The organism is Bartonella sp. AD24XZML (assembly GCF_042196485.1).
Taxonomy (GTDB): domain Bacteria; phylum Pseudomonadota; class Alphaproteobacteria; order Rhizobiales; family Rhizobiaceae; genus Bartonella.
Genome location: NZ_JBHIQH010000052.1, coordinates 162,221 through 174,870, shown reverse-complemented (window position 1 = coordinate 174,870; position 12,650 = coordinate 162,221). Strand labels below are relative to the sequence as shown.

Below are 12,650 nucleotides of genomic sequence, written 5' to 3'. Positions count from 1 at the left end.
TTTTTTCCCCTATCGCATTGATATGAAATCATCATTTTCATTCTCTTCTCAAGCAAATGTTTCTAATTTCTTTACTGTTTTTTTCACGCCATAATGAAGAAGACTATGGAGAATTAAAATAACAGGCAAAGTGATGGCACTACATACCAAAATAAACAAAAACGGCAGCGCAATAATCAATAACAAAAAAAACAACGGATCATTGTGTGAAACAGTCGCATATCGTGCAATAAAGGACAAAAAAAGCGTAGCCCATATAAAAAGCGCAACTGCAATGAAAGCCATCCAAGAGATTATTTTATAGTCCTTTTTTGAGAGAAGCAAAGATTCTTGAAAAGAAAAGGCACGCAACTGTGTTGCAAGAACTGTATTCTGTCCCCTACCCTCTGCCTGATTATGCCTCAAATTCTGCGCTGCAGCCTTTTTTAATTTTCGCTGCGTCACCAATAACAAGATTGTCCGTTTTATCAAAGAATAATAAATGGATAAGATGATCTTCACGGTAGAAAAGAGTATCATGCTCCACGCAGAATAAATAACGATAACTATCCCTAAGGAGATCAATAATGTAGTTATTAAAAGAGGCATTATAGAAGTGATCACTTTTCCCCCTATCATATTTTGTTGAGAGATTGGTTGTCTAGCTGTTGCTGCTCTGGCAATGTATCCCACAGCTTCATCATTTCCTTCGCATCCCGTTTAGAAATGGCGTTAAAAATAGAAAAGAGCGGAAACAACACGAAAAGGACGCCAAAAATTATTTGCGGTAAGAGACATAAAAAAGCCCAAACACCATTCCACCCGAAGTTACGAAGAAATTCGATCGCAGGAATCTGTATAAAACTCTGACTCATTTCTTGAAAATCTTCTTGTTTCATTTTTCCCAGTGCTTGGAGCTGTTCTTTGGACATAATGTGAAAAAATTCCAAAGGGCTCATATAGACAGACGCGGAAAAAAGCACCAACAAGAGGATAGCCAAACAACAAATGATGATATAATCGCCTGTTGAGAGAGCCATCCATTTTTTGAAAGTTGCCGATTGATCCAACACTGGCTGCGATACAAAAGCCTTATCTCCCTTATGGGCAGATTGCTGTTGTGATTTATCTTCGATCATACGGATACTCCCCCACTTCTAAAATTCCCACTCTTCAATATTTGATAGCACGCCACCAGCGCGGTAAATTCGCTTAGCACCCTTCTCAGAGTAATGCAAGCACTATAATCTCCCTTCTAAATATTTTATTCATTGCCCTATACGCGCTTATACATGCGCGCTTACAAGCCAAAACACCCCTTTTCCCAAGGAAGGGTGTTCTATTGAAAACCAAGCACGCGGCCAAGATCAACCTCAGTCCCAAATCAACCTTAGTCATTGCCTCTTCTCAAGCTTTCTCGAGTGCACAACGTAATCACTGGACGGCTTACTTCTTCCTCAAAAATTTCAATCCCTTTGCCTTAAAGCCTCGTTGTCAATCTGGCAAAGCCCTAAAATGATAAGGATTAATTATTTGGCACGCCGCCGCATGAATACCAGCGCCTCCTACAATTCCATAATTAAATTGCACAAAACCTTTTTCATCCAGAGAGAGAAACTGTCCTTCACGGTCTCGTAAATAAATAACGGTCTGGTAAATAAATAGATGTCCCTCTTCTCTTTCAATTTCCCCTCTCCACCCCAAGCTCTTTAAAAGCATTGTTGCCCTTTCTCTATAGAGTAAAACGTCTTGATCAAGAGGACTGGCAAAATGTGTGATGCTATAGACTTTCTTCTTCACAAGCGTAAAAATGGAAGTGTGCAATAGATTTTATATTATTCAAACTTTATATGGATTTCATTGGGGACTTTATCGTTATACCCTTCATAAGCACCCTTACGAAATGAGCAAAAGAAAGCCCTAAGACATGGCTCTTTAAAAAGCAACACAAAACAAAGTCAAACAAGCAACCGATTATCCAGTATGAAAAACGTGCGACAAACAACCTTAATCCTCATTTGAAAGCTTCTTAATCAAAAAGGCTTCATTTTAAAAATTCTTCATTAAAGATGAAATATCTCACAGCCCCCACATTTATACAGCCCCTACATTCATCAAGGCATCTCTTATAAAAGCATCTTTTTATAAAGGCATTTTCCACTTATAAAAACAGCTTCTTTCGATAATGCATTCCGTCCTTTAAACGACATCCCCTCGTCTTATGATGAGATCCATTAAAACGGAAAATTTATACTCTATAAAGGATACTTACAAAGGAAATACCAAACAAAATAGCGAGATCATTCACAGTTTATTTTAAGCCGATAAATGATATTTTATTTGAAAATATAGGGCATCTTATGCTATTATAATAGAATGCGGAGGTTTGCTTTTTGCCGCTCTCTGCTACTCAATAGAAGACAACATATCTCTTATAAAGGATAAAAGTGTGCTTAACAGCGTGATGTATATCAAATATCTTGAGAAAGCGCCCAACAACAAAAAATAAGAGAACCCAAATAACAAGCTCCCAACTTAAGAAAACAATGACCTTTCAAAAGTGGAATTGAAAAATTTCCACAAAGCGCTCGTGAAAAAAGAGACAAATAATCCCATTAGAAAAAACTTCCTATTAGAAAGACGATGACATGCCCTTGAAATCCATTGTTATTTTTTCATTCACATTTGACAAAAATTTTCCTTCAATCTCTCAAGAACAGTTAAGAAATATTTAGAAAGCAAATAATCCGCTAGCAATAAAAAAATAAGCATGACAGGGGAGGAAAATAAGACTGATAGGGATAAGATAAAAAAGGTAAGAAACCACCTTAAAAATGATTTTTTCGCCCCACACCGTTGCTTTTCTTTGCATTTAAAACGCCTTTAGTATCGTTTGTTTTTTGATCTGCAACGGCTGATATTTCCCAGTATTTGCTCACTCCCCCAGTATTTTCCTCCTTTTAAGTATTTTCCCCCTCTTAAGTATTGGCTCCCTTTTAAGTATTTGCTCCCCCCAATATTTGCGCCAAGTGCTTTTTACATCACTGTCCCCCATCAACAGACAGTTTCTTTTTCATTCAAATGGTTAAGTTCATGAAAATACGTAAAAAACGCGGTAGATCGAGAATAACAGGAAAGCGAGAGCCCAATAGCTGTATTTCACGTGCCCAAAATTCCAGCGAATCTGCGCTTCAATCTGCGATTGAAATGCGTGCAAAACACTTTGGTTTAAGCTTCGAAGAAGCGAAAAATCCGCTTGTCGGAACCTATATTGGGCGTCTTTGTTTGCTTGGCTATAAAGAGGCTTCATCAGGCATCAGTAAAGAGCAATATGACACGGCGCAACAATACTTGCAAATTAGAAACGACTATTTATGTGCAAAAGGTTTACCAAACGGTTATTATGATGGTTTTATGCACAGCGCATCAGATGAGAAAGCAAAAAAGCAATGGGTCCAAAGAGCAACGGAACACTATGAAGATATGCAAGAAGCGATTAAAGAAGCACAATATCTACATCGTCAACACAACTTTCATGCGGCATTACACTATCTTGTTATAGAAGATCAACCGCTGCCTAATCTTGTTGGTTCGTTGCGTATTATTCTTGATGCCCTTTATAAACATTTTGACAGTTCTACCCAAAAGAGCCTTGGCTAAAACACCCATCATTTTCTCCCCCTCACAGGATAAAGATTCTCCCCCTCCTTTATAACATGCCTCTTTATAACCAGCGCCTTTATAAAGCCCCCCTTTGGCAAGTGACACTTGAGATCCACTGAGCATGCCCTTTCATAAAATTTCATGGGTTAACAAGCTTAAAAATATCCACCACGCCCTTTAAAAAAATACTTCAACTGTCAAAGAGACTTAACCTTATATCTACCCATGCCTCACTTATCCATGCCTCAAAGGACAATATTTCACGGCATATTCACGGCATGGGCAGGATAAATATTGCCCCCTCTTTAAAACAGCAACATTCTCCCCTCTACCCCCCATTGTAACAAATCACCCTCATCATACGCTTCCCCCAATATCGCGACATCCTTAGCTCTTCAGATAATTCATTATCGTCATTTTACGTCTTTTCTTGTACAATTCTATATGGCTCTTCTGATCTTATGACGGACAAGAGCTATGGCTTTTATTTCAGCATAATCTGGGTTTCTCATTCAAGATAAATAACGATAAAATATCCACTATAAATCAATAGCTTATCATTAAAATAACCCGTTTTTTTGACACAATTAAAAGCATCATCCTTTAAAGGAAAGAAAAAGCCCCTACCAACAATCTCCTCCATCATCAACAACGTATACCAGCAATCATCCCACCCCCATCACACCACCACTAATACGACAGCCAGCACAGCCCCAATCACCCTCACAAATCGCCAACACCTAAAGCTTTGCCCCAGCAACACCTTCCAGCCACCGCCTTCCCAATTTCATCAATAAAATACCACGGATTTCAAAACCACAATTTTCCCTTCATCTTGTCCCCTCCTTTCTCAAAGGAGAAAATGTTTTTTACCACATCAAAAACTTTTCCATTAAAACAAGATATTTTGCTACATAGCCAATGAATGAGCTTTTTTCTGTAGATTTTTTCCCGCGATAAAGGAGGAAAAATTATCGTTTTGCGGTTGACAGAATATGAAAAATCGTATTTAATGATAGATGCGGTAAGGGGTTTTCTGCGTCCAGATTTCATCATAAAATTTTCGCATTATTATAGGCTGTTATAAAACAGTGTGTCTCGCGACAATGTTTAAAACTTTACGGTTTGAAGGTATCTTTCGTCTTTTTCTGACTGTTTTCTTTTGCATCACCCAATTTGCATCACCAACAACTCTATAATTTTGAGATTTTCAAAACAAGCCGTATTCACGGGCTCCCAATAGAACGCCCTAATAACCCCCCATAAAATACCAATATAATACATCACAGCAATGATGAGCAATACACGCATAAAAATATGAAAACGGCATCATTATGCTCTCATCGCCTCACCTTTCAAGATGCAAAGGCTTGTTTTTCAAAACATTGTTTAGCCAGAATTGAAGAAGATAATATCACTTATTGATCATCAACATAGAGGCTAAGATTATGAAGCCACAAGATTCTCCCCCACCTCATTCCTCACAAACACCAGAAGGAGCAAGTGCACCTGAAGGAGCGCATGCAAATGCATCATTAGACACTCTTACTGCACATTTAGAACAGCTTAACATTGAAAAAATAAAAAACACCCCTTTCAACCGTGCAGAGTTAAAAGATATTGTTGCTGGTTTAGAACAGCATAATGCCGATGGCAGTTGGATCAAAAATTATTATGATATTTTAGATCTTTACATGATGCCAGCTTTGGTCGATCAAGCAAATCGTAAATATCCAGAGATGAATCTCAAACTTACAAGCCCCCCTGACGGCTTTGCCCTTGCACTCAAAGAAACGCTCGAAAAGGGCATAAAATCTTCTAGGCTGATCGTTAACGCACAAGATAGGGGAATTCATTTTGCGGTTGTCGATCATCAAACCATTGATAATAAAACATCTTTGATCTTTTTTGAACCGACCTTACTGCGTGACACGCTTCCCGCATTACTTGCATTAAGGACGCGACAATCCATTGAACATCACCAATTTCCGAATATTCATTTTGCCATGGTAGAAATGGATATTCAACGAAGCTCCTCTGAATGTGGGATGTTCAGCTTAAGCCTTGCCAAAAAGCTTTATCTTGAAGCTCAAAAATTAGAAAGACTACACAAAGATAATATTAAGGGTGTGTTATGTGAACCAGACACGCCTTTACCTGCTGAAAAATTAGATCCATATCTTCCAGCTCGTTTATACAAACACGTGCAAGGCAGAAGACGTCTTGGGGAGTATTTAACAGCCAACCCAGAAGCAGCACAGGAGAAAGTAAACAAAAAAGGCGAAACCCTAACCGAAAGATTTGAGAGAAGCCTGGTAGCAACAGAGACAAAAACTGTTTCTGTTTCACAACACAGAAAAAGAGCCACAGAATACAAATCTCTAATGATGTAATAAGCGTTTTGGCCAGAGCCATATTCCACATCCACAAAGAATGAAGCTCTGTAGCTTTACGGTAAGGCATAAATTGCTGTTAGCAAATCTTCTTTTCCCTTTGAAAGAGGTAAAGATGCAAACAGTAAGCAACGTGATCTCTTAAAAGATAAAAAGATACCTTACCTTTGACTCTGAAAAGCGTGGGATTTTGTCTTTCGTAATTTAAATAAAGATGATTTCATCTCTTTGTTTTTTCTAGCTAAAAATCTTTCCTGCAAACATTGTTTAGCCAGAATTGAAGAAGATAATATCACCTATCGATTATCAATATGGAGGTTAATAGTATGAAGCCACAAGATTCTTCCCTCCCTCATTCCTCACAAACACCAGAAGGAACAAGTGCAAATGAATCTTTAGAAGACCTTATTGCACGTTTAATGCAAAGTTCCATCCAAACAGAAGAAGAACATGTTGCACCGAGTTCTGACGAATTAAAAGATATTATTACAGGCTTAGAGAGAGATCTTGTCACCGGCCGTTGGATTAACTCTTATTATGAAAACACAGATATTAGATTGATGCCGGCTCTCGTAGAAAAAGCAAACAGCAAATATCCAGAAATGAATCTCAAATTGGCTCTTACAGCAGAAGAGTTTTCGCACGCACTAAAAGAAGTCGTTGAGAGCGACGCAAAATCTGCCCGATTTATAGTCAATTCAGGAAGCAAAATCCACTTTGCCGTCCTTGATTATAAAAAAGTTGATGACAAAATCTCTTTGATTATGCTTGAACCTACAACCTTTCAGAATATCACGGCTTGCAAACTAGGGATAAAAATAAATCAAACCCTTCAATGTCTTCAACTGCCTCCTTATTCTTTTACCACGGCAGAAATGGATATTCAGCGAAGCTCTTCTGAATGCGGGATGTTCAGCTTAAGCCTTGCCAAAAAGCTTCATCTTGAATCTGATAAATTAGCAAGATTGCACAAAGATAATGTTAAGGGTGTATTATGTGAACCCAATTCATCTTTATCTGCTGAAAAGTTAGATTCCTATCTTCCAACCACTTTTTATAAACACACACAAGGAAGAAGACGTCTAGAACACTATTTAAAAGCCAATCCCGATGCTGAACATGAAACAGTCAACAAAAAAGGCGAAACCCTGAGGGAGAGATTTGAAAAAAACTTAAGAGAAACAGAGGGAAAAACTGTTTCCGTTTCCTCCCACCAAAAAAGGCTCACTGAATACAAATCTTTAACGATGTAAGTGAGGCTTTTTCCATATTCCTATTCATAAAAGAACGAAGAGAGGCTGCTTTACAGCTAAGATTTCTCTAAACAAACCAGCTTTTGCGCTCATAAAACAAAAATAGCAATCAACTTTCCTCTTAAAGAAAAAACACCATTGTCCTATAAAAACCAGCCCCTCTTAAAATTGTATCAAAATTCTACAGCTCTTGTTAGCCTAAAGCTCTGTGTAACAATGAGACTATTTGGATAAGCAAAACGTTTGATACATAAAATATTTAATGCTTTCGTCTTCAGTAAAAGCATATGTCTTGTTTTTCTGAGAGTATCCACTTCGTATCTCAAACACCCCCACATCAATGCCATACGACCAAACAACCGCAATAGACCACACTTATCGTGCATCAACCCAACAGCTGCCCGCACCCCAAGAAGGCTCCATCAAAAACACCAGCCCAACCATTATTCCACTTGACCAACCATTACCCCACTTGGCCAACCATTCCCCATTCCCTAAGATGTCACAACCAACCTTTTGATTTCATAAAAGTTTCACATCTCTTCTGTTTTTGAAGCGTGAAAAAATTCATTTTTAATCTGTCAACCAGCCTCACGTTACCGTGAGGCTTTATTTTATGGAGAAGCAAATGAGAAAAATATCAGCAGCAGGGCTTGCACTCATTAAACAATGGGAAGGATTGCGTTTACATGCCCATAAAGATGCCATCGGGGTGTGGACAATTGGCTATGGTCATACCAGCACGGCTGGCAAACCGTTCGTTCACAAGGGCATGATCATTACTGAAAAACAAGCAGAAGAAGTTCTTTCTCAAGATTTAAGACAATTTGAAAATACCGTTGAAAAACATGTGACGGTTTCTTTAACGGATGAACAATTCGCCGCGCTCGTATCGTTTTGCTATAATATAGGAACATCGGCTTTTTGTAATTCGACCCTGCTCAAAAAACTCAATAATGGCGAATATGAAGCCGTCCCTGCTGAGTTACAAAAGTGGACTAAAGCAGGAGGAAAACGTCTTCACGGTTTAGTGCACCGTCGTGCAGCAGAATCGGGATTATGGGCAAAAGGAGCTTATGTTTCTCCCAACTACCAAACTGTAGAAACGCAAGCTCCAATGGGATTTTTCAAAGCAGAAGCGCTTACACCGATTATTGGTTCTTTTTCTGGACTTGGGGGCTTATTGGCAGGCAATGGTCCCATCCAATGGGCATTAGCAACCATTATGGTTTTAGCCGCCTGCGTTGGCATTTTCTTTGTGGCAAAACGGTTTCTGGAGCAGCGCTTATGATGTGGTGGTTGAAAAAAAATCTGATGATAACAGGAGCGGCTCTGACCGCTTTTTTTATCGCTTTAGCAAAAGCTTTCACTCTTGGAAAGAAAGTTGAACAACAAAAGCAAATAGAAAAAACGCTAAAGTCATCAACAACACGGCTAGAGGTGGAAAATGAAATTAATCAAAAAAGTGATGCTGATGTACGCGCTTCTCTTACTCACTGGTTGCGCGATAAAAACAATCAATGAGCCTTTTTCTTGCGTTGGTTGGATGCCCATTTATTTAGACAAAAAAGATCTCAATATCATCAGTTCAAATCTCGCAAGAGATATTTTAAAGCATAACAAACAAGGGGAAGGCTTGTGTGGGTGGAAACATGACTAGAAAAAAAACAGAAAAACAAACAGAGCTTACAGAAAAGGAAAAAGAAATCCTACAAGAAATCATCACAACGTATAAAAGTGTAAAAATGATGTCACGCTATACGAAGTGGATTATATTCATCATTTTCTTATTAGCACTTGATTTTTCACGGATCATAGATGTGCTGGGAAGTATTTTTACACAAAAATCGAATATTCAGCTCTAAAATAAATAAAAAACGTGAGACGTGTTAAATCTTTTAAAAAGATAAAAAGCCATTCGTTATTTTTTGAAAACATGGAGATTTTATTGATGATTTTTTCATGTCTCACGAGAATTTTTTACACGCCTCACAAACGTCGTGCTCTTCACAAACGCTTTCATGAAATGAATTTAGGGGTATGAAGAGAGATTTTTAACCAACGCGTAAGTCAGCAACTTTGGTAACATAAGAAAAGGATCATACCAACATACATTTTTTTAATAATCTATTGATATCCAAATGATTTTATACTCTTCATAAATAGCATTGCCAAGAATTTGTATTAAAAGATATTTCTTTTAAAGAAGTGCATAAACAAACAATGTAATGGTAGCCTTACATAAAGCCTCTCATCTTTACGTTGAATAAAAAAAGCAAGCCGGCTCCTCCCACCCTCCCAATGCCCTGCCTCCCAATTCCCTTATGTTCTATGCATAAAAGTCAAGTTGAAGAGAATATATGGAAAATCCTTGGCTCGAAAATATGAAAAGAAAGCATGAGGCTACAACAGAATTTCGCGTGCCTTTATCATCAGAAGCATTAAAAATTCTAACACAAGCGCGCCTATTGTCTCGTCATGATTTTTTCGGCTACCTGTCATGGTCCCCTTAGCTCAAAAATTGCTCCCCACTTAAGAATTTTCTGTCACAATATAGGCAACAAACAGAACTTGAGTATAACAATATGGGTTTGGCTCCAGTTTAGGTGATGAGCTTACCGAAAAAAAGATGAGAGCAAGGCGAAAAATTAGCTTTTATCTTTAAGCTTCTCAAATGGAGCAGTCCCCTCATTCCAAAAACTACCCAAACAGAAAAATGCTTGTCCCAGTATATAAAAGCCCTTTAACAGAGCAAACCCTTATTTTTTTCATACAAAAGCTTGAAATACCAGCATCTTATTCATAAAAAAACAAACCAGCCCCATCATGCTCTTTTCAACTCTGTCTTTCCAACGCTCAATAGGTACTAACTCTTAACTACTGACTCTTCTTAACTACTGACTTTTAATGATTAGGTTGGTTCATAAAAACCGTAGTGACCTCTCACCCTATGAAGCACAAACACAGGATTTTTTAACGGGGCATGCATAAACCTGAAATGAAAAAACAGAACTGTATTAGGAATAAATGATTATAAATCAAAGAGTTATATTTTTATTAGCACAATATTTTCAAAGGAAACCACGATCCCCGCACAATAGAAACATTTCATAAAAACAAGAGAAAAAGCCAAGAACCGAGAATGAGATTCATTCACAATAACGGTAGATCAACCAGTGGAGAATAGAACAATCCTATAAGATAAAGAAACTGTCATAAAAGGAAAAACTGTATGAAACGTGAAAAAGCATAAAAAAAACGGGCACAGAAGACCCGTTTCTTTATTATTTCTATGGAAAAGAGCTTAGAAATCCATTCCACCCATTCCGCCCATTCCACCAGCAGGCATCGGAGGCATTGGTGTATCTTTCTTTGGAACTTCAGCAACCATTGCTTCTGTTGTGATCAGAAGGCTCGCAATTGAAGCCGCATTCTGAAGAGCAGAACGCACAACTTTCACGGGATCAACAATTCCCAAAGCAATCAAATCACCGAATTCACCAGTTGCGGTATTGTAACCATAAGTGTCAGCATTATTTTCCAGCACTTTGCCCACAATAATAGCAGCTTCTTCACCAGCATTGCTTGCAATCTGGCGCGCTGGTGCTTGTAGAGCACGACGAACGATACTAATACCAGCTTCTTGGTCAGGATTACTTCCCTTAACGGTCAACGCATTTGCTGCACGCAACAATGCGGTACCACCACCAGCAACAATACCTTCTTCAACAGCAGCACGTGTTGCATTCAAAGCATCATCAACACGGTCTTTCTTTTCTTTCACTTCAACTTCTGTTGCACCACCCACACGGATAACAGCAACACCACCAGCGAGTTTAGCAAGTCTTTCTTGCAATTTTTCACGGTCATAGTCAGAAGTTGTTTCTTCAATCTGAGCCTTGATTTGATTGACGCGAGCAGTAATTTCAGCCTTTTGTCCAGCACCGTCAATAATGGTGGTGTTTTCTTTAGAAATATTCACTTTCTTTGCACGTCCAAGCATATCCAAAGTGACATTTTCAAGTTTAATGCCCACATCTTCAGAAATAACCTGTCCGGATGTCAAGATAGCGATATCCTCTAACATTGCTTTACGACGGTCACCAAATCCAGGAGCTTTTACAGCAGCAATTTTCAAACCACCACGCAATTTGTTGACAACGAGCGTTGCCAAAGCTTCACCTTCCACATCTTCAGCGATAATGAGAAGTGGTTTTCCAGACTGAACAACAGCTTCAAGCACAGGAAGAAGAGATTGCAAATTAGACAATTTCTTTTCGTGAATGAGAATGTAAGGATCATCAAGATCAGCGACCATTTTCTCAGCATTTGTGACAAAATAAGGGGAAAGATACCCACGGTCAAATTGCATTCCTTCAACGACTTCTAATTCCGTTTCAGCGGTTTTAGCTTCTTCCACGGTAATGACGCCTTCATTGCCCACTTTTTCCATAGCATCAGCGATCATTTTACCGATTTCAGCAGCGCCATTAGCGGAAATTGTTCCCACCTGTGCAATTTCTGCTGAAGTTTGGATTTTTTTTGCTTTTTTGAAGAGGTTTGCCACCACTTCTTCAACAGCAGCATCAATCCCACGTTTAAGATCCATTGGGTTCATGCCCGCAGCAACAGCTTTAACACCTTCTTGCACAATAGCTTGTCCTAAAACAGTTGCTGTTGTTGTTCCATCACCAGCAATATCATTGGTTTTAGAAGCAACTTCGCGCAACATTTGTGCACCCATATTTTCGAACTTATCTTCCAGTTCGATTTCCTTTGCAACGGATACACCGTCTTTTGTGATGCGAGGCGCACCGAATGATTTATCAATCACCACATTGCGACCTTTAGGGCCGAGTGTCACCTTAACAGCATTAGCAAGGATGTCGACACCGCGCAACAAACGCTCACGCGCTTCACGGCCAAATTTGACTTCTTTAGCAGCCATTTAATTTCTCCTTGGAGTTTTCTCAAAATAGTACACAATGAAAAATTAAGCGCTTCAATTAGCCCATAATTCCCATAATGTCAGATTCTTTCATAATGAGGAGGTCTTCCCCATTAATCTTGACTTCAGTTCCAGACCATTTTCCAAACAAAATACGGTCTCCTGTTTTGACTTCTAAAGGCACGCGCTTTCCGTTATCATCGAGAGCGCCATTGCCAACAGCAATCACTTCGCCTTCTTGGGGTTTTTCTTTTGCTGTATCAGGGATGATAATCCCACCAGCCGTTTTATTTTCAGATTCAACCCGACGGACAACGACACGGTCGTGAAGTGGGCGGAATTGTATATTAGCCATGTTTTAAATCCTTAAAACTGAACATAATTGCATTAATCTTAAAAGTTCTTGCTAGCACT

12 protein-coding genes and 1 pseudogene are annotated in these 12,650 nt (G+C 38.8%); 8 read left to right on the top strand and 5 right to left on the bottom strand.

The genetic code is table 11. The features are described 5' to 3' along the window. Positions 1-48 precede the first annotated feature (48 nt). The 3 genes from ACFIMX_RS05365 to ACFIMX_RS05355 form a co-directional block, all read right to left on the bottom strand. Positions 49-453 carry a hypothetical protein gene (locus ACFIMX_RS05365; protein WP_375694138.1) on the bottom strand — a complete coding sequence of 135 codons (405 nt, stop codon included), beginning with the start codon at positions 451-453 and terminating at the stop codon, positions 49-51. 161 nt (positions 454-614) lie between these two features. Then, entirely contained in the window at positions 615-1,118 is a 504-nt protein-coding gene (locus ACFIMX_RS05360; RefSeq protein WP_375694137.1) for a hypothetical protein, read from the bottom strand. A 355-nt stretch (positions 1,119-1,473) separates the two neighbouring features. Next, on the bottom strand, positions 1,474-1,698 hold the full coding sequence (locus ACFIMX_RS05355; protein WP_375617925.1) for a hypothetical protein: 225 nt from the start codon (positions 1,696-1,698) through the stop codon (positions 1,474-1,476). Between the two features lie 1,374 nt (positions 1,699-3,072). Here ACFIMX_RS05355 and ACFIMX_RS05350 point away from each other — a divergent pair. The 8 genes and pseudogenes from ACFIMX_RS05350 to ACFIMX_RS05315 all read left to right on the top strand — a co-directional run. Beyond that, positions 3,073-3,639, top strand: a complete 567-nt coding sequence (locus tag ACFIMX_RS05350; protein WP_375694136.1) for a hypothetical protein — start codon at positions 3,073-3,075, stop codon at positions 3,637-3,639. Positions 3,640-5,090: 1,451 nt separating this feature from the next. Beyond that, positions 5,091-6,035, top strand: a complete 945-nt coding sequence (locus ACFIMX_RS05345; protein WP_375640320.1) for a YopJ/AvrA family T3SS effector serine/threonine acetyltransferase — start codon at positions 5,091-5,093, stop codon at positions 6,033-6,035. A gap of 326 nt (positions 6,036-6,361) precedes the next feature. Then, positions 6,362-7,288, top strand: a complete 927-nt coding sequence (locus ACFIMX_RS05340) for a YopJ/AvrA family T3SS effector serine/threonine acetyltransferase (protein ID WP_375640322.1) — start codon at positions 6,362-6,364, stop codon at positions 7,286-7,288. A 628-nt stretch (positions 7,289-7,916) separates the two neighbouring features. Beyond that, complete coding sequence (locus tag ACFIMX_RS05335; protein WP_375694135.1) at positions 7,917-8,579, top strand: lysozyme; 663 nt, start codon at positions 7,917-7,919, stop codon at positions 8,577-8,579. Beyond that, positions 8,576-8,812 carry a hypothetical protein gene (locus ACFIMX_RS05330; RefSeq protein WP_375606489.1) on the top strand — a complete coding sequence of 79 codons (237 nt, stop codon included), beginning with the start codon at positions 8,576-8,578 and terminating at the stop codon, positions 8,810-8,812. The genes ACFIMX_RS05335 and ACFIMX_RS05330 overlap by 4 nt, the downstream gene beginning before the upstream one ends. After that, the gene (locus ACFIMX_RS05325; RefSeq protein WP_375640324.1) at positions 8,736-8,948 is read left to right on the top strand and encodes a hypothetical protein; all 213 of its coding nucleotides are present in this window, start codon (positions 8,736-8,738) and stop codon (positions 8,946-8,948) included. The genes ACFIMX_RS05330 and ACFIMX_RS05325 overlap by 77 nt, the downstream gene beginning before the upstream one ends. Then, on the top strand, positions 8,941-9,153 hold the full coding sequence (locus ACFIMX_RS05320) for a hypothetical protein (protein WP_375640325.1): 213 nt from the start codon (positions 8,941-8,943) through the stop codon (positions 9,151-9,153). Before ACFIMX_RS05325 ends, ACFIMX_RS05320 begins: the two co-directional genes overlap by 8 nt. A gap of 493 nt (positions 9,154-9,646) precedes the next feature. Further along, positions 9,647-9,777: pseudogene (locus tag ACFIMX_RS05315) on the top strand (integrase); the annotation flags it as partial. An 815-nt stretch (positions 9,778-10,592) separates the two neighbouring features. Here ACFIMX_RS05315 and groL read toward each other — a convergent pair. Continuing rightward, the gene (groL, locus tag ACFIMX_RS05310) at positions 10,593-12,236 is read right to left on the bottom strand and encodes a chaperonin GroEL (protein WP_375606493.1); all 1,644 of its coding nucleotides are present in this window, start codon (positions 12,234-12,236) and stop codon (positions 10,593-10,595) included. Between the two features lie 58 nt (positions 12,237-12,294). Further along, positions 12,295-12,591 (bottom strand): co-chaperone GroES, encoded by a 297-nt coding sequence (groES, locus tag ACFIMX_RS05305; protein WP_005774667.1) that lies wholly within the window; start codon positions 12,589-12,591, stop codon positions 12,295-12,297. Positions 12,592-12,650 lie beyond the last annotated feature (59 nt).

Bases quoted from the DNA above. Each gene is read 5' to 3' on its own strand.
- ACFIMX_RS05360 (WP_375694137.1), bottom strand. From the start codon at position 1,118: ATGATCGAAGATAAATCACAACAGCAATCTGCCCATAAGGGAGATAAG.
- ACFIMX_RS05355 (WP_375617925.1), bottom strand. From the start codon at position 1,698: ATGCTTTTAAAGAGCTTGGGGTGGAGAGGGGAAATTGAAAGAGAAGAG.
- ACFIMX_RS05350 (WP_375694136.1), top strand. From the start codon at position 3,073: ATGAAAATACGTAAAAAACGCGGTAGATCGAGAATAACAGGAAAGCGA.
- ACFIMX_RS05345 (WP_375640320.1), top strand. From the start codon at position 5,091: ATGAAGCCACAAGATTCTCCCCCACCTCATTCCTCACAAACACCAGAA.
- ACFIMX_RS05340 (WP_375640322.1), top strand. From the start codon at position 6,362: ATGAAGCCACAAGATTCTTCCCTCCCTCATTCCTCACAAACACCAGAA.
- ACFIMX_RS05335 (WP_375694135.1), top strand. From the start codon at position 7,917: ATGAGAAAAATATCAGCAGCAGGGCTTGCACTCATTAAACAATGGGAA.
- ACFIMX_RS05330 (WP_375606489.1), top strand. From the start codon at position 8,576: ATGATGTGGTGGTTGAAAAAAAATCTGATGATAACAGGAGCGGCTCTG.
- ACFIMX_RS05325 (WP_375640324.1), top strand. From the start codon at position 8,736: ATGAAATTAATCAAAAAAGTGATGCTGATGTACGCGCTTCTCTTACTC.
- ACFIMX_RS05320 (WP_375640325.1), top strand. From the start codon at position 8,941: ATGACTAGAAAAAAAACAGAAAAACAAACAGAGCTTACAGAAAAGGAA.
- groL (WP_375606493.1), bottom strand. From the start codon at position 12,236: ATGGCTGCTAAAGAAGTCAAATTTGGCCGTGAAGCGCGTGAGCGTTTG.
- groES (WP_005774667.1), bottom strand. From the start codon at position 12,591: ATGGCTAATATACAATTCCGCCCACTTCACGACCGTGTCGTTGTCCGT.